General features: G+C 70.6%; 12 protein-coding genes and 1 pseudogene. 3 read left to right on the forward strand and 10 right to left on the reverse strand.

Annotated elements, in window-relative coordinates:
- Positions 1–108 precede the first annotated feature (108 nt).
- Positions 109–1,533 carry an AAA-type ATPase lid domain-containing protein gene (locus BLR21_RS30675; RefSeq protein ID WP_256335041.1) on the forward strand — a complete coding sequence of 475 codons (1,425 nt, stop codon included), beginning with the start codon at positions 109–111 and terminating at the stop codon, positions 1,531–1,533.
- 104 nt (positions 1,534–1,637) lie between these two features.
- On the opposite strand, the gene BLR21_RS30680 is transcribed toward BLR21_RS30675, so the two are convergent.
- The 4 genes from BLR21_RS30680 to BLR21_RS42825 all read right to left on the reverse strand — a co-directional run bounded on the left by BLR21_RS30680 (position 1,638) and on the right by BLR21_RS42825 (position 7,270).
- A complete protein-coding gene (locus tag BLR21_RS30680; protein ID WP_090011437.1) occupies positions 1,638–2,306 on the reverse strand; it encodes a phosphoribosylformylglycinamidine synthase subunit PurQ in 669 nt (222 codons plus the stop codon).
- Complete coding sequence (locus BLR21_RS30685; RefSeq protein ID WP_143027927.1) at positions 2,303–5,086, reverse strand: AIR synthase-related protein; 2,784 nt, start codon at positions 5,084–5,086, stop codon at positions 2,303–2,305. Before BLR21_RS30685 ends, BLR21_RS30680 begins: the two co-directional genes overlap by 4 nt.
- Positions 5,087–5,282: 196 nt before the next feature.
- Positions 5,283–6,668 (reverse strand): DUF4407 domain-containing protein, encoded by a 1,386-nt coding sequence (locus BLR21_RS30690; RefSeq protein ID WP_176929867.1) that lies wholly within the window; start codon positions 6,666–6,668, stop codon positions 5,283–5,285.
- Positions 6,665–7,270 (reverse strand): hypothetical protein, encoded by a 606-nt coding sequence (locus tag BLR21_RS42825; RefSeq protein ID WP_176929868.1) that lies wholly within the window; start codon positions 7,268–7,270, stop codon positions 6,665–6,667. Before BLR21_RS42825 ends, BLR21_RS30690 begins: the two co-directional genes overlap by 4 nt.
- Positions 7,271–7,416: 146 nt before the next feature.
- Here BLR21_RS42825 and BLR21_RS30695 point away from each other — a divergent pair, with 146 nt between their 5' ends.
- Positions 7,417–11,874, forward strand: a complete 4,458-nt coding sequence (locus BLR21_RS30695) for a tetratricopeptide repeat protein (protein ID WP_143027928.1) — start codon at positions 7,417–7,419, stop codon at positions 11,872–11,874.
- Between the two features lie 3 nt (positions 11,875–11,877).
- Here the strand turns inward: BLR21_RS30695 and BLR21_RS30700 are convergent, their stop codons facing one another.
- From BLR21_RS30700 to tnpA, 3 genes and pseudogenes are all read right to left on the reverse strand, one after another.
- Positions 11,878–13,332: a vWA domain-containing protein gene (locus BLR21_RS30700; protein ID WP_143027929.1), complete on the reverse strand. Its 1,455-nt coding sequence runs from the start codon at positions 13,330–13,332 to the stop codon at positions 11,878–11,880.
- A complete protein-coding gene (locus BLR21_RS30705) occupies positions 13,326–14,255 on the reverse strand; it encodes a coiled-coil domain-containing protein (RefSeq protein WP_090011447.1) in 930 nt (309 codons plus the stop codon). The genes BLR21_RS30700 and BLR21_RS30705 overlap by 7 nt, the downstream gene beginning before the upstream one ends.
- Before the next feature lie 81 nt (positions 14,256–14,336).
- Positions 14,337–14,764: pseudogene (gene tnpA, locus BLR21_RS30710) on the reverse strand (IS200/IS605 family transposase).
- 23 nt (positions 14,765–14,787) lie between these two features.
- Here tnpA and BLR21_RS30715 point away from each other — a divergent pair.
- Positions 14,788–15,975, forward strand: a complete 1,188-nt coding sequence (locus tag BLR21_RS30715) for an RNA-guided endonuclease InsQ/TnpB family protein (protein ID WP_218131005.1) — start codon at positions 14,788–14,790, stop codon at positions 15,973–15,975.
- An 88-nt stretch (positions 15,976–16,063) separates the two neighbouring features.
- Here BLR21_RS30715 and BLR21_RS30720 read toward each other — a convergent pair whose 3' ends face one another.
- Genes BLR21_RS30720 through BLR21_RS30730 form a run of 3 tightly spaced genes read right to left on the reverse strand, consistent with a single transcriptional unit; the run spans position 16,064 to position 20,785 of the window.
- Positions 16,064–17,260: a hypothetical protein gene (locus tag BLR21_RS30720; protein ID WP_143027932.1), complete on the reverse strand. Its 1,197-nt coding sequence runs from the start codon at positions 17,258–17,260 to the stop codon at positions 16,064–16,066.
- Entirely contained in the window at positions 17,247–19,736 is a 2,490-nt protein-coding gene (locus tag BLR21_RS30725; protein ID WP_090011453.1) for a hypothetical protein, read from the reverse strand. Before BLR21_RS30725 ends, BLR21_RS30720 begins: the two co-directional genes overlap by 14 nt.
- On the reverse strand, positions 19,733–20,785 hold the full coding sequence (locus BLR21_RS30730; RefSeq protein WP_090011455.1) for a hypothetical protein: 1,053 nt from the start codon (positions 20,783–20,785) through the stop codon (positions 19,733–19,735). The genes BLR21_RS30725 and BLR21_RS30730 overlap by 4 nt, the downstream gene beginning before the upstream one ends.
- Positions 20,786–20,787: the final 2 nt, after the last annotated feature.

Here is a 20,787-nt window from a genome sequence, read left to right on the forward strand (position 1 = left end):
GCGCAGCTCAGGCACCCACCCGGTGTCTCACTTTGAGACATGCGCCGCCGCGGCCCCCGCCGCTTCGAGTCGTACTCTGGGGTCCGGACGTGCGACGAGGAGGTCGACGTGGACGACCGGCAGCTTGCCGCGATCCCGCAGCGCCTGCGGGCGTCGTGGCTGCGCAGCGAGGGTTACGGCGTGCCGGAGGACGAGGTCCGGCCCGTCTTCACCGGCACGGTCGACACGACCTCGTTGTTCTACGAGTGCGGCCACGAGGTGCTGCGCGGCCTGCACGCCACGCTGTCCAACGAGCCCATCAGCCTGATGATCACCGACAGCGAGGGCCTGGTGCTGACCAGGCTGTGCACGGACCCGGCCATCGTCCGCTCGCTCGACCGCGTCTACCTGGCCCCTGGCTTCTACTTCGCCGAGACCAACGCCGGCACGAACGGCCTGGGCCTCGCGCTCGCGGACCGTACCGCGTCCCTGGTCAGGGCCGACGAGCACTACTGCACGGGCCTGCGCGGCTACACGTGCGCGGCGGTGCCGGTGCTCGACCCGGTGTCCGGCGCGCTGGCGGGCAGCGTGAACCTCACGACCTGGTCCGACCAGTCGTCCGACCTGCTGCTGGCGCTGGCCCAGGCCGCCGCGGGCACGACGGCGGCGTTGATGCTGGCCCGTGCCTCGGGCCGCAAGGTCCGTCCCTCACCCCGCGGTGAGGTGTTCCGCGTCTACGCGGACAGGGTCGCGCCGCCCCGGCTGTCGGCGGCGTGGACGTCCGCGGTGGCCACGGCGGTGGAGGCCATGCGGAACGACCGGGTGGTGGCCGTCGTCGGCGAGCCCGGAGCGGGCAAGACCGCGCTGGCCACCCTCGCCCTGCGTACCGTCCGCCCCCGCGAACGCCTGCTCAACGCCCGTCCGCCGGCCCCCGACGACGTCGGCTCGTGGCTGCGGCTGTGGACCCCGGAGCTCGGCAAGACCGACACCTGCGTCGTCGTCTCCGACGTGGACGCGCTGCCGGCGTGGGCGGCCTCGTCACTGGCCCCGCTGCTGACCGGCTTCGCGCTGACCGCGACCGAGGCCCTGCCCGAGGCCCTGGCGCCCCTGGTGGACGTCGTGGTGGAGGCCCCGGCGCTGCGCTTCCGCCCGGACGACGTCCTGCCGCTGGCCCACTACTTCGCGCACCGCGACCGAGGCCGCGAGGTCACGTTCACCTCGGCCGCCGTGCGCGCGTTGCTGTCCTACGAGTGGCCGGAGAACACCCGGCAGCTGCGCCAGGTCGTGCGCGTCGCCGCCGCCCGTTCGGACGTGATCGACGTGCAGCACCTGCCCGCCGAGGTGTTCACCAGCGTCGGCCACCGGCTGAGCAGGCTGCAGGCCCTGGAGCGCGACGAGATCGTGCGCTGCCTGACCGCGCCGGGCGCGACGATCGCGCAGGCGTCCGCCGAGCTCGGCATCGGACGGGCGACGATCTACCGCAAGATGGCGCAGTACGGCATCAAGGCCGACCAGCTGCGGGGCGGTGGCGTGGCCCGGAACGTCGCCGGGTGAGTGCCGGCCCCGCTCGCGGCAGGGCCGGCACCGCGCCGGCCGAGTCACGGCCATGGCGCTGGCCCCCGCGCTCGCAGCAGGGCCAGCACCAAGCCGTTCTACCGCTAGCGAACCGCGCGGACGCCGTTTTCGAAGAACGCCAGCCGGACCTCGCGGTCCATCGCCCGCTCCGGGTGGTCCATCAACCCGAACGCCAGGCCGTCGGCGCTGGTGATGCCCGCGATGTCCTCGAACGACCCGTCGGGGTTGGAGTCCTTCTCGTACCGCAGTGCGACGCGGTACCCCTCGGTCTCACTGCCCGGGTCGAACCGGCCCTCGCCGTGCGCGCACGGGAAGGACAGGGTCTGACCGCCCAGGCCGGTGAGCCACGGACTGTCGTTGTCGGCGTCGACCACGTGCCGCTGGTTCTCCTCGTTGCGGAACGTCCCGGCACTGTTGACCTTCAGGCCGACCTTGCCGAAGCAGCCTCCGCGCAGGGCGATCTGGAAGCCGTTGCAGATGCCGATCAATGGACGGGTGCGGCAGGCCTCGAACTGGTCCGCCAGGCGGCTGCGCAGCAACGCCGCCGCCACCGCGCCACCACCGAGGTGGTCGCCGAACGAGAACCCTCCGGGAATACAGAGGATGTCGGCGTCGTCGAGCCGTTCGGTGCCCGCCAGCATGTCGGCCGCGAACCGCATCCGCGGCTGCGCCCCTACCTCGGCGAACGCTCGGACGGTCTCCTCCTGGCAGTTCGTGCCGGGCAGGTACAGGACGTTGACGGTCGGCTTCATGCGATCCTCGCCGTGAACGAGTTGAGCCAGCCGTCGCGCGCGGCCGGGGCGAACAGGTCGATGCCTTCGAGCACGATTCCGGTGCCCTCCAGCGTGCCTTCGAGGACGCCGAGGACGACCGGGTTCAGCTCGGCGGGCAGGGCGGCGACGTCGCCGGGGGCGACCTCGACGACAGCGCCGACGCGGTGCTCGGCGAAGAGCGACTCGGTGGTCGCGGACTCCAGCCGCACGCCGATGCCGCTGGCCAGCACGCCCTGGGCGAGCGTGGCCGCGACGCCACCGGCACCGATGCGGGCACCGCTGCGCACCAGGTTCCTGCTCGCGGCGAGCGCGTTCAGGTAGCTGTCCACATCGGACAGCGCCAGGTCGTCCAGCGCGCCCGTCGGCAGGCTGAGCTTGCGCGCGGCGACCGTGCCGACCGGAGAGCTCGTGGCCAGACCGACGCGGACCAGCACGTTGCCCGGCGTGGTCCACTGCTCGCGCAGCAGGCCGTCGGTGTGCGGCACCTTGCCCAGCGCGCTCAGGAACACCGCGGGCGGCACGCTGACCAGGCCCTCGTCGGTCTGGACGGAACCCGCCGACGAGTCCTTGCCCGAGATCAGCGGCACGCCGAAGTGGCGGACCAGCACGGCGAGCTCGTCGACCATGCCGACCAGCCACTCACGCCAGTGCGGCGAGAGGTGCGGGGTGTAGAAGTTGTCGCACATGCAGACGTCCTTCACGGCGACGCCGGCGAGCACCTGGCCCGCGAGCACCGAGCAGAACATCTGGCGCGTCGCGGCGACCGGGTCGGCGTCGAACATCCACGGGTTGAACGCGGTGTTCACCACGGCGGCGGCGGGCGAACCCGCGACCGGCGTGCCGGCCCAGTAGGCCGTGCGGACCGAGTACTCGGTGCCGTAGTGCGGGCCGTACCAGGTGTTGCCCTGGACCGTGGAGTCGTACTGCGAGTCGGCGAAGTGCTGCGAGGCCACCTCCGCGTCGGCGACGACCTCCTCCAGCAGCCCGGCGAGCTGCGTGGGCGCCAGCTCCGGCCACTCGACCACGTCGGCCGGACGCGGCGGCGGACCGACCTCGAACCGTTCGACCTCGATGTCGAGCAGGTCGTACGCCACGTCGAAGCCCAGTTCGCCCTGGTGGGCGGGCACGACGTCCGGGGCGCCCGCGATCAGGGCCTCCTCGGTCAGGTCCGGGGCGTGGAACACGTGGTAGCGACCCGTGTCCGCGAACCGGCCGATGACCGTCGAACGCACCATGTGGCGGTCGAGGATCTTCTTCGCCCGCTCCTGGTGCTCCGGCGGCACGGCGAGCAGCATGCGTTCCTGCGACTCGGACAGCAGGATCCGCCACATCGGCAGCGCCGCGGTCTTCAACGGCACCAGCGCGGTGTTGATCCAGACACCGCACGCCTCGCCGATCTCGCCGACGGCGCTGTTCAGGCCCGCGCCACCGACGTCGGTGAGCGCGCTCATGCAGCCCGCCTCGCGCAGTTCGATCAGCGCCTTGCGGAACTTGACCTGCTCCAGCGGCGCGCCGATCTGCACGGCGGCCGTGTCCATCACCGCACCGGCGGAGCTCGCGGACGCGCCGTGGATGCCCTCGTTGCCGGTCAGGCCACCGATCAGCACCACGAAGTCACCCGGCCGCGGAGTGCCGCGCTGCGCCGCCGACACGGGCAGCAGGCCGATGCTGCCACCGAGCGCGAACGGCTTGGCGCGGTACGCGGGGTGGAACGTCATGCGCGACGACATCATCGGCACGCCGAACGTGTTGCCGTACTCCTTGATCGCCCGGATCGTCTCGCCGGCGAGCCTGCGCGCGTCCGGCCGGCCCTTGATGGGCGCGGGCGCCTCGGGCTCACCGATGGCGGTGTACTCGAAGCTGCCGATCGGGTCGGCGGAGAGCCCGGTGCCGAGGATGTCGCGCAGCACGCCGCCGAGCTTGGTCAGCTGGCCGAAGTAGCCGGAGATCGCCGACGGCCCGTTGTGCGTCTCGGCCTTGATGGCGATCGCGTGGCCGTCGTAGAAGTCCCAGACGCCGGCGTTGTCGTGGAACATGCTGAGCACGTTCGGGTTGTCGACGTCCTTCGCGGCCTGCACGAGCCGGCCGAGCAGGCTGCCGAGCGACTTCCACGTGGTGTGCGCGCAGTGGTCGCTCCACCGGGCGTCCAGCGCCTCCAGCAGGACGTCCGTGACGAACTCGTCGCCGAGCGTGTTCTGCACGTGCTGCACGTGCTTCATCTGCGCGAGCGAGAGGTTGCGCCCACCCGCCGTGCCGAGATCGGCGAGTGCCGCGTCGTCGAGCCCGCGCAGGTCGTACTGCACGGCCGACTCGTAGTGCCCCTGTGGCACGAGGGTGTCGTAGTGCGGTTCCTCGTCGTGCAGCTCTTCGATCGTCGCGTTGAACCGCGTGGCGACCACCAGGTCCCTCAGCGCGGGCGACGCGGACTTGTAGCTGGTGGCGACCTTGCCGGCCTTGGCCTCGACGCCGAGCAACCCGCACACCGTGATGATCGAGTCGCTCTCGTTGTCGACCACGCCGCGCTTGTAGGCGACCTGCACGGCGCCCGCGTCCAGCGGCTGGTCCAGGGAGACCTCGACGTCGAGCTGGTCGCCGAGCACGGCGGCCACCCCGGCGAGCGCGGCGGCATCGGGCGAGACCTCGAACTCGACGTAGTAGTCGCGCCACACTTCGAGGTCGTCGAGCTCCCACGATCGGCCGAGCTCACGGATGTCGGGCTCCGCTACCCCCGCGGAGCGAACCGAGAACTTGTGGATCAACAATCCTCCTGGAGCTGAACGGTCGGGGGCGATTGTCCCCGTCAGCGACCGCGCTCGTGGAAGCACCCAGGCAACCGGGCGAGGCCGCACTGCGACACATGCAGCACCCTAGGCGTTGAGCCCGCTCCAGCCCGAATCGGCGGAGGGCGACGCGCGTCACTCGGACGCGCGAAAACCTCCGCTCACCAGAGCCGGATCATCCCTCCTGCGGGCGCATCGGACGGGTCACCGGTTCGAACGGCGTGGTGCGCTCCGCGGCTCCTGGGGCGGCCGGCCTCGGACCCCCGTGGTGGCGGAACCACTCGCCCAGCTCGCGCTCGCTCTGCCTGCGCGCCTCCTCCGACCAGCGGCGAATGGCCTGCTCCGCGATGGCGGCCTGCTGGTCCACGAGCATCCGGTTCGCCTCAAGTCCCGCCTCGAACTGGCGTTGTGCCTGGTCGTGTTCCAGTTCGGCCTGCAGTTCCGCGTAGTTGTCGGCGATGTGCTCCTCGCGGGCGGCGTTCCTGGCCGCCACGCGTTTCGCGTCGGCCTCCATGCGGTCGATCAGCTGGTCGTAGGTGCTCGGAGGACCTCCGAGCTGGAGCAGCTTGGCGATCACCGGCAGCACCTCCAGCGACAGGAAGAGCAGGAACAGCACGAACTGCGCGAGCCCCAGGCGGGGACGCTTGTCCGACAGCGAGTTGAGCGCCTCGATGCGGGACAACAGGCCCTCGGCCTGCTGCAGGCGCTCCTTGAACAGCGTGCGGTCTCGTTCCCGGTCGGCGCGGCGTTGCTCGACGTCCGTGCGCAGCCGCTCTGCCTCCGAGCGCGCGGAGACCGACGCGGCGGCCGCTCCTTCGCGGGCCTTGGTCTGGGCGCCGTCGAGCTTGCTCTTCGCCGTCTCGTAGTCGGCGAGCGCGATGTCCCTGGTGCGCCTGCGTTCCTCCGCGGCCTGGGCGACGCCCGGCACACCGGTGCCGCACGTGCCGTCGATCTCGCACGTCGCCGCTTGCTGCGCGGTGTCGTAGGCGGCGCGTGCGCGCTTCACCTCCGCTTCGGCCGCCACCACACCCGGATCGGCGGCGACGGTGGCGTCCGGGCTGCGGTCGGCGACGGTCTGCTTGTCCGCGAGCTGCTTCTCGAGGTCCGGAATGACCTGGTAGCGCGGGTTCGCCTCCAGTTCGGTCGCGTACTGCGAGTTGCGCTCGTTCTGCAGGGCCTTCAACTCCGTGTCGATCTCCGGCTGGAAGATGCGCAGCACCAGCGGAGTCGAGATGACGGTGCCGAGCAGAACGGCGAGCGCCACGCGCGGCAAGGCGCCGGCGATGTTGCGCCACCAGCCGGCCCTGCGGGTCATGCCGACGATCAGCAGACGGTCCAGGTTCAGGATCACGACGCCCCACAGCACGCCGGCGATCAGCGCCGCCCACCACGGCAGGCGGACGGCCATCCGCAGCGCGAACGCGGCCGACACGGCGGCGACGGCGGCGGTGGTGAGGAGCACGCCACCGGTGGCCGTGTACCGAAGCCGATCGGTCGGCGTCTGTTCGAGGACGTCGTACCTGCCGCCCGCGAGAGTCACGAGCCACTTGCGCAAGATCACTGAGAAACTCCTCGGAATAGCCTGGTTCCCAGGCGCCGCAACACCGGCCACCGCGGTACCGGCGTCAGCCACCTGGTGTGACCCGCCCAGCGGGGCCGTCGGGGAGCCCGCTGCGGCACCACGGACGTCAACCCGGTCGGCGGTGTCGCCCAGCCGGGTCGCGGTGGCGCGGTGGCACGCTCGAGCGGTGCCAGGTCGAGCACGCTCCGTCCACGTGCGACCAGCGCGGGCGCCAGACCGGTGGCGCCGACGAGCCGGAGTCCCGTGCGGCCGAACAACGGCATCGGCGCATCGGTGAGGCCGGGCATCGGCACCGGCACGAACTCCGGCGGCTCGAACACGGCCACCTCGCGGACGACGGTGACCGGCGCACCCGATCCGTACGCGGTCGCGGTGACCGCCCCGGAAGTGGTGACCACAAAACGGAACTCGCCGGGGCCGCGAGCCGCGTCGAACTCGTAAACCATTCCATCCGGCAAAGAAACGACGACGTCACTCGCATTTTCGGTCTTCCACCTGGCCACCACGGATTCACCGGCCAGCAGCGCCACTCGGTCGAGCTGCATTTCGGTGAACCTGGGCAGGGCGGACGGCATCGACATCGGCACTCCGAGCGCGGGAATCGTTGCTGCGCCCCGGTTACGGCGGCACATTCAGCTTGTCGATCCGACCGTGCCGATCGTTACGGGGCTAACGAACTCGTTCTCGAACGCGATCGGTGCGTAGTGGCGAATTGTGCGGAGGGTCGATGAGCACGAGCGAGAATGGGAATCGCGAGCAGGAAGAACCTGTTGCGCTGCCCCGTTTCCAGAGCGCGTTCAACGCCGTGGGCGGATCGCCCCGGAAAGGCGAGGTCGCGGAGGAACTGCGACCCATCACCATCGAACCCCGCCTCAGCCTGCTGCCGAAACACCTGTACGGCCGGGACGCGGTGAAACCGGAGCTGGTCAAGGCGCTGAGGGAACGCGACGGCAAGATCTGGGTGCTGCACGGCATTCCGGGCGGCGGCAAGAGCACGCTCGCGCTGTGGCTCGCACGTCAGGCCTCCGACCAGGGTCGCAAGGTCTACTGGGTCGGCCACAGCGACGTCGAGCGATCGATGCACGCGGTCGCCCGGAATCTCGGTGTCGACCAGGGAAGACTCGGCGACGCGAACGCGCGAACCGTGGTGTGGCAGGCGTTGGAGAAGTCCGCCGAACCGTGGCTGCTGGTCTTCGACAACGTCGACGACGTGCATCGCGAGGACCTTTTCGGATCGTCGGGGCCCGAGCTCGACGGCACCGGGTGGATCAGGGCGAGCCGCACGGGCATGGTGGTGGTGACCAGCCGCCGCAGCGACCGCGCGCCGTGGGGGGAGCACGCCGAGTTGCGCCGCGTCGAATGCCTGAGCCACACCGACGGCGGGCTCGTGCTGTCCGGTCTGGCGCCGGGTGCCGGCACCGAGGCGGAGGCGCAGGCACTGGCGGAACGACTCGGCGGGTTGCCCCTCGCGTTGCGGCTCGCGGGGCGCTACCTGGCCGACGACCCACCGTTCAACCGCACGTTCGTGACTTATCTGCACGCTCTGGAACGCGACCTGGACCTGCTCGACGCGGCGGAACCGACCCAGCCGGCGCTGTCCGACGAGGAGGCCGCTCGCAGGTCGATCCGGCTGACGTGGGAGCTTTCCCTCGCACTGCTGGAACAACGCGAGCTGCACGCGGCACGACCGGTGCTGCAGCTGCTGTCCTGTTTCGGCGCGCCACACCCGATCCCGGTGGACCTGCTGTCCGCGGAACCCCTGCGGCTGCCGGCGTTCGACCGCGGTGGCACGCCCCTGACCGAGACCCACCTCGGCCGGGTGGTCCGAGGCCTCACCTCGTCCGCGTTACTGGACCAGACCGTCGAACCCGAGGACGAGGCGGTGTGCCTGCGCCTGCATCCGTTGCTGTGTGAGGTGATCTCCGCGTCACGGGACGCGTCAGCCGACGGTGGCGTGATCTGGTCGACCGCCGTGAGCCTGCTCGCCGCGTCCGACCTGCGTTCGGCACGGATGCCCGCCATCTGCACGTCGGTCGTCACGAACGTGCCGGTGGCCGACCTGGATGTGCTGGCCCACGCGGTGGACACCACCGACGAATGCGCCTCGCACCTGCTGCACTCCGGCGCGATCCGCGCGTCGCACGACATGAGCCGGCTGGCGCTGGAGCGGGCGAGTGTCCTGGAACCGCTGCACCCCGTGCGACTGCAGGCCAGGCTCGCCGTGGGACTGATCGGTCGCACCGAGGGGCACGCCACGGCCACCGAGGAGCTCGCCACGCTGTACGGCGACGCACAGCAGGTGTTCGACCAGGACGGCGAGTTCATGGTCACGCTGCGACAGCAGCTGGCACACGCCGCGTGGAACAGCAACGAGTACGACCTCGCAGACGACCTGTACGAAGATCTGATGGAGGCGCACGACCGCGGAGTGTGTCCCGGCCTGCGCAAGGCGACCCGGTTCGGGTACGCGCAGATGATGACGCGGCGTGGCGCGTTCGACGTCGCCGAACACGAGTTCCTCGCGGTGCTGGAGGAAGAACGCGCGACCTGGCCGGACGACCCCGACCACCCGGACATCCTCGTCACCAGGGCGATGCTCGCCGACGCCTGGGCCGGCAAGGGTGAGCTGGTGAAGGCGCGAGACGAGCTGAAAGCCGTTCTGCACGCCCAGGAACGCGTGCACGGGTCGGACAACCCGCTGACGCTGTCCGCCCGCGTGACGCTGATGGGCGTGCATTCCCTGCTCAGTGAGCAGGGAAACGCCGAGGCACAGCTGAACCAGATGCTGCGGATCCACCACAACGCGCTCAACCCGGAGGATCCGCTCGCCCTGCTGGGCATCGCGACGCTGATCAACATGCGGGCGCACAGCCAGGCTGCCGACGCCGACCCGCGACGCGATGCCGAACGGTTGATCCACGTCGCGGTCACCATGGCCAGCACGCTCGGGGACGACCATCCGTTCGTGCTGTCCACCCGGCTCGGTGCCGCGGTGCAGCGCCACCACTTCGACCACGCCGGCGCGAGAGAAGAGGTCGAGACGGTCCTAGATCTGCAGCTGGACACGCACGGCCCGCTGCACATCGCCACGTTGAGCACCCGGCTCGTCTACGCGCAGATGCTGGTCGAGTCCGAACAGGACAACGCCCAGGCCGAAGAGGAGCTGCGCGACCTGCTGGACGCGCAGATGCTGGCCTTCGGGCCGGACAACCCGCACACCTCCATGGTGCGGTCGGCGCTCGCGAACATCTCGCTGCTCAACGGCGACCGGGAAGGCTGCCAGGAACTGCTGCGGCAGTCGCTGGAGTCGCTGGAACGCCTGCACGGCCCCGACCACGACGACACCAGGGAGACACGGGCGGCGCTGGCCAGGTTGCTGGCCGAACTGCGCCGGTTCGCCGCCGCCGAACAGGAACTGCTGCTGCTCATCGAATCGCTCGGCAAGGACGGCCCCGAGTCGGACGAGACGCTCGGCGCGCGGCTGCTGCTGGCGCTGGTGCACTGGGCCGACGAGCGACACGCGACCGCGGAGACGGAAGTGCGGGAACTCCTCGCCGTGCTGGCCCGGTTGGAGGAGGACCACCGCTACGACATCGCCATGGTGAACACGGTGCTCGCGGGCATCCTGCGCGAGGGAAGCCGGCTCGGCGAGTCGGAGGCGCTGCTGCTCGGCGTGATCACGGCGTTGGAGGAGCTCGGCGATCCGGACGACGACATCGTGTACGTGCGACTGGCTCTGAGCGAGGTGCTGCACGAACTCGGCAGGCTGCCCGAGGCCGAACACCACCTGCAGCTGCTGCTGGCGAACGTCGACGCGGAGACCCATCCCGAGGAGGAGGACAAGGCCCGCCTGCTGCTCGACGTCGTCGCCGAGCAGCTCAACGCGCCCGCCGCCGGCACGCCCGCAGCCGGCACGCCCGTCGCCGGCACGCCCGCCGCCGTGGTGGCGGAGCCCGCACCCGCGGCGGATCCACCACCTGCCGCGGAGGACTCCGCGCGATGGCGGGCGTTCCTCACCGGGTCCGGCGCGGCACCGCACCAGGTCGCTCCGGCACCGCCACCCGTACCCGTCCAGACCGAGCAGGAGGTCGTGCCGCCTGCTCCGCCGCCCCGGACCGAACCCCTCGCCGCGCCGGCCGATCCGTTCGGCGCCGCGATGGCGTTGCTCGACCGGGGGCAGGCCGATCAGTCGGAGCACGCGCTGCGAGGGCTCCTGCGGACGGCGGACTACCGGGTGCCGCTCGCGCTCGCCAGGATCTGCCGGGCCGGCGGCAGACTCGCCGAGGCCGAGCGGCTCCTGTCCGCCGCGCCCGAGCACGCCGAGATCGCGGGCGAGCGGGCGGAAACGGCGCGGGAGCGACGAATCACCCACGCGGACGACCTCAGGCTGGCCGGCGCCCTCGCGGCGCTGCTGCGGCGGTCCGACCTGTCCGAAGTGGTGCGGACGGCCGTGCGGCGAAGATACGCGTTGGTGCTGGCGGACCAGGGTTTCCTCGCCGCGGCGCACGGCCAGCTGGCAGGAGTGCTCGCCGCGGTCCGCAGGCTCGGGCAGCCATCGTTGCCGTGCCTGGTCGATGTAGCCCTGGTGCGCCCTTACGACGAAACGACGGCGGCCCATCTCGACCGCACCTACCAGACCGTGGTCGACCAGGTCGGCGACGAGCACGCGCTGGCGCTGCGGGTGGCGCAGGAACGTGCCGTGCTGCGGTCGGAACAGGGCGACGTTCCACGAGCGGTCGAGGAACTGAACGCCGTGCTCAGCGCCAGGATTCGGCTGTCCGCCTCACCGGACCGCGTCAAGTCGGTGCTCCGGCGGGCACTCGCGGTGGCGTTGCGGCGCGGCGGTGACCTCGCCGCCGCACGCGACCTGCTCGGTGAGGTGCTCGGCGAACTCCGTCCCGCGCTCGGCCCCGAACATCCGGAAGTGCTGCGCGCACAGGCGGAACTGGGTGCCGTGACGAACGGCGAGCTTCGCCCGGTGCTCGCCGCCCAGCTGCGCAGGCGTGGCGAGTGGCACCCCGACGTGGCGGTGACCAGGCACCACATCGGTGTTCTCGCGGCCGCCGGGGGTGAACGCGAGACCGCACGGGCAGAGCTGGCCCTCGCGGTGCGGATCAGGGCCCGCAGCCTCGGATCCACGCATCCGGCGACGCGGGCGAGCGAGATGGAGCTCGCCCGCGTCTGACCGTCAATGCGTCGCGTTCCGGTGATATCGGAACACCACGCCGTAGAGATCGAGGTCGCCGGCATCCGGCGGGCACATGCGGGACTGTCCCGCCGTACCGTCGGGTTTGAGGTAGGTGAGCACCGGCGTACCACGTGGCGCGGTCGCACCGCGCACGCGGAACCGACCGCCGAGCCCGCCTGCTTCCGGGCGGGGAAACGTCACCCGGCGCGAGCCGTGCAGCGGGATGCGGTGGGTCGTGTCGTCCCCGCCGATCGCGACCAGCACGCCGCGCATCACCGGGTTGCGCCGCGCCCAGAGGAGGAACCCGGTCAGCGGCAACGTGATCAGCGCCACGAATGCGAACAGGAGGTAGAGCCAGCGCACACCTTTGGTCAGCACACCGTTCCACGTGCCGCCGGCACTCGCGGCGGGATTCTCGAGCCGTACTCCGAGATCGCGCTCCAGCACCGGCCGCCACGACGTGCCGACGTCCGCGGCGAACCTGAGGTCCGCCCGCACCGGGTGTGCGACACGACCGATCCCCTTCCAGGCCGGCTCGGTCGAGCTCATCGTCAGCTCCAGCTCACGCCGTTCGCCCGCGGCCAGCTCGACGCGGTCGGGCAGGCCGCGGACTTCTCCCGGCAGGCCTTGGGTTTCCACCCGCAGGTTGCGCAGTTCGAGCGGCATGGCCCGCGCCGTCGACCTGAGCACGAGCTTCGCCGCGACCGGGTCGGCCAGGTCCGCCCCGTCCGGCACCGACCAGCTCACCTCGACCCCTGAGGTGAGGTCGTCCCCCAGCGCACGCCGGGCGTTGCCGCGCTTGACCTGTTCCTGCAGCCGGCTCAGGAAGTCGCCCACGCCCTCGGCGTACGGCAGCAGAACGGTGCCGGGCACCACCGACCTCATCTGGTCGGTGCCGGACTCGCCGGACGCGACCGGCACCACGTAGCCACCCGTCCGCGACGCGAGACCCCGGCCTCGTGCGGCCAGCTCGCTCCACGCGGGACCTCCCTGCTCGTGGTACCGGCTGGCGGCGGGAGGCCGCGCGATCCCGTCCGTGATCAGCACGATCGCCCCCGACAGCCCCGGTTTTCCGCCCTCCAGCAAGGACACGGCGAGCTCCAGGGCAGCGCCGATGTCCGTGGCGGCACCTCTGGGCACGACGGGCATCGCGTCGACGGCGGCGACGGCGCTCTTCGGGGAACCGCTGTGCACCATGCTCGGCACGACGTCGAACGTGACCAGGGTGACCAGGTCGCGGTCCCCCAGCTTGCCGAAGAACGTGCGCAGGTTGGTGCGAACGTTGTCGTACCGCTGGTGTTCGGCCATCGAACCGGACGTGTCGACGAGGACCACGTAGTCGGTGGGCGCGTCGAACACCCCCAACGCCCGGTACACGTCCTCGGCACCCGGTTCCGCTGCCGCCGGGCTCACCATCGTGACCAGGAACGCGATCACCGCCGCAAGCCTCACCACGGCAACACCTTGCGGTTCTGCTCGACGAACTCGTCGTACCGCACCAGCGCGTCACCGAGCGCGGTCTCGACCTGGTCGAGCGTCATCCGCACGTCTGCCAGCAACGCGCGCACGCGGTCGAGCGCGCCGCCTTCACTCACCTCGCTGAGCCTGGCGAGCAGATCCTGGTCGCACTCGTGCTGTGCGGCCACCGCCCGCAGCAGGCCGTCCCGTTCGGCCTTCAGCTTCTCGTACTCGACGTTCTTGTCGGCCAGCGCTGTCGTCTTCTCGGCGAACTCCGCGTGCAGCGCCGCCCATCTCGCCTCCGTCCGGCTGAGCCGGTCGAGCTGGTCTCTGGTGCGCTGTCCGAGATCGGCGACCAGTTCGTCGCGGAGCACTACCACCTGATGAGCGGTGTCGGCCAGTGCCTGTTCCGCCTGCGCCGACTCGGACGTCATCGTCTGAAGCCGCCGCTGCAACGTCTCGTGCTGCGCCCGGATCTCCGGCAACGCCTCGGACAGCCGCCGCAGCCGGTTCAGCTCCTCGACCTGGGCGCCGATCCTGTCGTGCTCCTCGCCGCACGCCCGCAGCTCCTCCTCGACGGCGAAGAGCGCCTCGTGCTCACGCCGCAGTGCCGCGACGCGCTCAGCCAGCTCGGTCAACGCCGACGCCTGCCGCGCCAGGTACGCGGTGACGGGTACTCCGGCGACTCCCGCGTCCGCCACCGCGACCACGTGTTCCACCAACGCGTCGACCTGGGTGAGGGCGTCGTCCAGCACGATCACCAGCTCGATCACGGCCGGATCCGTGTGGTCGCGCGGATGTGCGGACGCCACCGCCCGCGCCGACCACGCCAGGGCGTGCCGCAGCACGAGCAGCGCCGTGTGCGGTCCGTCGTCACCTTCAGCCGCGGCGAGCAGTGCGGCTCGTGGATCGTCGTTCACCTGAACTCCAGTCGGCGGAAGGCTGGTCGTTTACGGCCAGGAGGAGCCGGTCCCGGCTTGTGCGGCCTGCGCGGCGGGCCGTCAGTCGGGATGCTTCTGCTGGTCGATGTATTCCTTGATGAGTGACAAGGGCGCGCCTGCGCACGACCCGGCGAAGTAGGCGGGCGACCAGAAGTGCTGCCTCCGCAGGTGCCGGCGGATGTGTGCAGGGAACTCCTGCCGCAGGCGTCGGGAGGAGACGCCTTTGAGACTGTTGACCATTGTGGACAGGGCCAGACTGGGCGGTAGTGCACGAGCAGGTGCACGTGGTCGGTCTCGCCGTTGAACTCGCGCAGCTCCGCGCCCAGGCCGGCGCACACGTCCCGCATGATCTCCTCGCAGCGGCGCAGGATCTGATCGGTGAACGCGCCACGCCGGTACTTCGTGACGAAGACCAGGTGGACGTGAAGGTCGTGGATGACACCGCGTCCCCTGCGTACGTCGGGGTCGGGTTCCCATCGCGGTGACATAGACCGACGCTATGGTGATCAACGTGAAGCAGGTTGTGCAGGTGCGGTTGCTGCCGACGCCCGAGCAGGCGTCGGCGCTGGGCGATACCCTGCTCGCCTGCAACACGGCAGCTTCCTGGCTGTCCGAGCGGATGCACACCGACCAGGTGTTCCGGAAGTTCGACGTGCAGAGACGCCTCTACACCGAACTGCGGGAACGGTTCGGGCTGGCCGCCCAACCGGCGATCCGGGTCATCGGCAAGACCGTGGACGCCTACACGACACTGCGGGCCCACCTCAACGCAGGCAATTACGGGCCGCCTGGGTCGCAGCGGCGCCGAAAGGCCGAGGACACCCCGATCAGGTTCCGCCCGCAAGCGGCGCAGCCGTTCGACGCCCGCTGCCTGTCCTGGCAACTCGGTGACGCGGGCCGCGACGGGACCGTGTCGATCTGGACGGTCGCCGGTCGGCTCCGCACCGTGCGGATCGTCGCAAACCCCCGGCATCTCGCCCTGCTGCGCTCCCGACCGGCGATCGGGGAAACCGACCTGCTGCACCGGGACGGGGTGTGGCTGCTGCACGCCGTCGTCGACAGCCCCGAGGCCGCCCGGCGAGAACCGGTGAACGGGTTCCTCGGAGTCGACCTGGGCATCGTCAACATCGCGACCACCTCTGACGGTGACCGGTTCTGCGGGTCGCGTCTGAACCGCTACCGCAAGCGTCAACTGCGACTGCGGAAGCGGTTGCAGGCCAAGAAGACCTCCTCCGCGCGACGGCTGCTCAAGAAACGCCGCCGCAAGGAGGCCCGGTTCGCGGCCGATGTGAACCACCGGATCAGCAAGAACATCGTGGCCGAGGCTGAACGCACCGGACGCGGGATCGCCGTCGAGGAACTGACGGGAATCCGCGCCAGGGTACGGCTTCGCAAGCCCCAACGGGCCGCGCTGCACTCCTGGGCGTTCGCCCAGCTCGGTCAGTTCCTGACCTACAAGGCCCAGCAGGCTGGAGTCGTGCTGGCGAAGGTCGATCCGGCCTACACCTCGCAGACCTGCCACGCCTGCGGGCACGTCGACAAACGCAACCGCCGCAGTCAGGCGGTATTCCATTGCGGCCGGTGTGACTTCGTTGGGCACGCCGACCACAACGCAGCACACAACATCGCGGCACGCGGTGTCGTGTGCTGGGGCGAAGTCATGCGCCCAGACGCAGCGCCTATCCTGGCAGCCAGCTAGGACGGCAGCAGCAAGCCTGAAAACCGCCGCTCGCGGCGATTGGCAAGCTCGTCCCTTCAGAGACGAGTTCATGATTGCCGGCCTCTCTTCAACTCGTGCCGTCGAACGCGGGCCCGGCCTCGGCGCCCAGCGGCACAACGATGTCGGCGCCCGGTCCGGCCGGGCGCAACAGCACAGCTCCCAGGCCGCCTCTGCGACCCAGCGCCGTGACGCGATAGGTTCCGCGCGGCACCCGCACCGGATCGGCCTGCCCGGCCTCGCGCCAAGGCCCCTGCCCGTCGATCCGCACGCGCACGGGCAAGTGTCCGAAGTGGTCGGTCTCGACCTCCACGGTGATCGGCACACGTCCGTCGACCGGCATCGTGACGGACTCCAGCAGTCCACTCACGACCTGCCGCACGCCGATGCCCAGTTCGTGCGGGTACCCGTCGAGCGCGGTGGCCGCGCCCGTCGCGATCCGCCACGCCCCCACCGCCGCCTGTTCCGGTGCCAGCACCCGCACCGGCCGTGTGGCCGCCGCGCGCACCGCCGCCTCGACAGGACCGAGGACGTTGCCACCGGTGAGCAGCACGAGCTCCACCGGTTCCCCGACCCGCGCCAGCACCGTGCCCACGACCTCGGCCGCGAGCGTCGCAAGTGGACGGAGGACGGACAGGGCGGCCTCGGCCGTGACGTGATCACGTCCGTACAGGTAGACCGGAGTGCCCAGATAACGCTCGTGGGTCCGTGCCCGCTCCAGCACCACGGCGGCGCGCCCCGCGGCGTGGCACCGGTGATCCTCGAAGGCCGCGGCCTCGGCAGGATCGACACGCGCCGCGCGCCGCAGCGACTCCCGCACCGCGGTTTCGGCGCTCTCGCTGTCGAGGAGCCGCGACGTCGTTGCGTCGCAGGAGTAAACCGCGGCGGTGACCGAACTTCCGCCGACGTCGCACACCAGCACGCAACCTGACGTGCCGCCGTGCGCCGCGACGACGCACTGCGATGCCGGCACGAGACGAACCGAGGCGAACCCGGCACGTTCGGTGAGCACGCGAGCCAGCTCGGCGCCCTCCGCCGTGCGTTCGACCGCGCCTGTCCACATGCCGTCCACGCCGGCCGTGGTCCACCTGTCCGGCACCGCCACGACCACAGCGGCCGCACCCGGTTCGGTTCCGAACTCACGCCTGGCCACCTCCGGCAGGACGCCGGCGGCGTCGGCGCTCGACGGTCCGTGCCAGACCTGGTCGCGGCACGCCACCTTCGTGCGCACCGAACCGATGTCGATCCCGAGCTCAACGGTGGTCACGGTGACCATCGCCCGACCGGAACATCCTGCCGAGCCACCCCTTGGGCATGATCTCCCTGATCCGCCGCACCAGCTGCTCGAGGAGTTTGCTCAGCTCGTCACCGCTGCCCGCCACCTGCTGCACCCGGAAGGCCTCGCGGCAGATCTCCACGGTGAGATACCCCTGCTGCATCATGAAACGCGGCAGGAACTGGGTCACCTCGCGCCGCGTCTGCTCGCCGAAGTCGCCCCGCATCAGCGCGTGAACGAACTTCGTGCAGAGCTCCGGCCCGCGGTCGTCACCCATCCCGGCGAGCCGGATGTTGAGCACGCTGAGGAACTCCGCCCAGCCGTGGGGACTGGTGCTCCACCGGTGGCTCAGCACTTCCACGACGTCGTTGGCGGACACGATCTTCCCGTGGAGGATCTTCGCCACCAGGACCGCGACGTACGCCGCCGCCCGATCCTGCTGCAGTCCGCGCAGCTGGGCCATCAGCACCAGGCTGTGCAGCTCGGGATCGACCTCGAACCGGGGCAGCCACGCGTTCAGGCGAACGTCCTCCAGCCGCTGCGGCGCTCTGCGGACCTGCTCCGCGATCGACCTCATCAGCGCGGGTGTCAGCACCTCCTGGCCGCCGAGGGCGTCCGAGAGCTGCCACAACGCGGCCATGATCTCGAAGAAGCGACCTGACTCGTTCCCCCAGGCGTGGCCCAGCCACACGGCCAGCGCGTCACCGCACTGCCGCCGCTGCTGGTCGTCGGCGAACGAGGCACGCGCCGCCTCGACCAGGCCCGTCCAGTAGGTGGCCCCGGCGCGGCCGAGGTCCTGCCCCGGCGCCTGTCCTCGCAGGCACAGCGCGACGTCGACCCTCGCCCGTTCCGAGGGCTCCATCGGCTCGAGTCCGTTGCGCAGCAGCTCGATCCACGACTGGGAGATGACCCTGCACCTGCGGACCAGGTCCAGGAACCACCCCAGCAGCTGCGACCACCACCCCGGCTCCGCACCGAGCCGGGCGTTGCGCATCACGTCGGCGACGGCATCGGGATCGATCTCGTTGAGGGCGCCGAGGTGCTGTTCCTCGATGTGTCGCGGGTGCAGGTACGGTCTGCCGTAACGCTCCCAGCTGCTGTTCGGGTAGTCGGCGTGGAGAAGGGCCAGCAGGGCGTTGCTCACACCCGCGCCGTCCGGCAGCGCCGCCCTCATCACCGCGACGGCGAGCTGGTCCGAGTGTGCGATCACCGGGGCCAGCGACGCGCTCCAGCCCGCGTCCCTGGCCAGTGCCGTCACGAGTGCGCCGAGCGAGGCTGACCTGCGTTCGCCCGCCCACCAGCGCAGTACGTTCGCGAAGCTCTCCCGCGCATCCACCTCGGCGGCGAACTCGGCGGCACCGAGAAGGTGCCCCGCCGACCAGGTGCCACGGTGCAGCCGCTGGCGGACGAGGTCCTCGAACCCCTTGCCGAGCCGCGGCCGCCAGTTCTCCGCCAGGACGGCGCGGTCGAGCCTCAGGTCGTCCGCCGCCGCGAACTCGAGGTACGTCGCGAGCACCGTCTCCCGATCGGACTCGCTCATCCTGCGGAACCGGGCCGCGCCGAGCCTGCGCAGCATCACGGGCCTCAGCGTTCCGTCGAACGCGGCCTTGAGCAGCGCATGCTCCTGGTCCAGGTCCCGCAGCGCGACGACTGCCTCGGCCGCGCCCCACTCCCGGCTCTGGGTCAACGTGGCCAGGTGCGCGCGGACGGCATCCGCACCATGACTCGCCACGAGTTCTCGCAGTGCCGAAGCGTAAGCGCCTTGGACCTGTGGTGCTGTGCCTCGCAGGTCGACGCCCAGCGAGGGATCGCGCGCCTGAGCGGCGAACCCGAGTCGCAACGGGTAACTCGTGGCGAAGTCCGTCCATCCTCCGGCGGTCAGCCATGCCTTCGCCCCGGCCGGCAGGAACGCCATCACCTCGTCCAGCACGGCGATCCGGGCATCGAGCGAGAGAGGCCCGCCGATCAACCCGACCTGCCGGTCGAAAACGGCCCCCGCGGCGGCGATGGCGTGGCCGTCGCTGAGGACGGGCGGCTGTGGCGAGGCGGGTTCCACCACCAGCCGGACGGGAGCATCCGGGAGCCCGGCGTGCAGCGGAACCCGCAGCGCGGCCCGGTAGAAGTCCGAATAGGACAGTCTCGAGGCAAGCAGGTCGTCGGTGCGCAGGCAGAAGAACCGCGTGGACACGATCGGCCTGTTGGTCGCGTCCAGATCGTTCGACCACTCGCTGATCGACAGGCACACGTAGGAGACGTCGTCCACTCCCAGCGCGAAGAACCAGGCCCAGGGCATGGCTCCAGGCCCGGTCTCCTGGACCGACGGCGGGTTGCCCGGTCCGCGCTCCACCACGAACTGACGAATGGTGCGCGGGGTGAACGGATCGCGGCTCGCGGCGAGCACGGCGTAGTCTTCATAGCTACCAGGGGTTTTGCCGATCAGTGCCCAGCCGGCCTCGACAGTGCTCATGGCCGGGCCGGGAGGATGCTCTCGTACAGCCACAGCAGCGGCTCCAGCACGTTGATGGGGTAGATCCTGCCCTTGATCCGGACCCCCTCGTGGCCCGGACCGACACGTTCCACGTTCATCGAGTCGTGCAGCCGGAACCTGTTGCCGGGCACGTAGAAGCCGATGGACGACGTGATGAAGTAGTTCAGGGTGTTGAAGTGCTGCCGCAGCCCCTTCTCCACGAGGTCGCTGTTGCTCTGCGGGTCCGAGCACAGCAGCTTGAAGAAGTCGGCCGCTCCCTCGTTGGGTACGCGCGGCAGGAACGGTGGTTGCTCGTCCGACACCGTGTAGCCCTTGACCTGGGCGTGCCGATGGATGTTCGGCTGGTCGAACTTCGTCACGCACACCGCCACGTGATGCGGCAGCTTCGCACGGCTGATGTGCGACTGCGACATCATCCTCTCGGTGAGCCGGTTCAGCACCGGGTGGAAGTAGCGGAACGCGTCCTGCTCCAGTGAGTCGCGCTCCGGGTCGAACAGGTAGACGATGCCGTGGCACATCTGCAGGTGGTCGATCAGGCGGTTCTCCTGCTCCATCAACGAGAGCGGAGGCGCGTGCTGCCTGTCCGCGACCGGGGGGCCGCCTGGCCCAGGTACGTTGACGTGCTGTTCCTGGCCCTGTTCCCGGCTGGGGTTGTCGTACATGGCACCGGGTACGTCGAGCACGTCGAGCTCGAACGCGATCGGCTCCATCTCGACGAGTCTGCGGCCGATCTTGCTGCGGCGCACCACCTCTCGCTCACCGGTGAACCGGAAGAGCATGTTCGTCTCCTGCTGGGTCGCCACCGGAAACGTGCGCTGAGTGGTCAGCTGGTGCGTCGAGCGGTCCAGGAAGCTCGTGGAGACGTCGTCCAGGCCACTCATGATCCAGCTGCCGACACCGTCAGGGCGGCGCGTCGTCGCGACGTTGAGCGCGGCCAGGTAGGTCGTCTTGCCACTGCCGGGCGGCCCCCACAGCCCGATCCGCAACTGAGTCGGCGGCGCCGGTCGGCTGTTCTGCGGCATGGTCATGG

It is taken from the genome of Lentzea albidocapillata subsp. violacea, from assembly GCF_900100275.1.
Classification (GTDB): domain Bacteria; phylum Actinomycetota; class Actinomycetes; order Mycobacteriales; family Pseudonocardiaceae; genus Lentzea; species Lentzea violacea.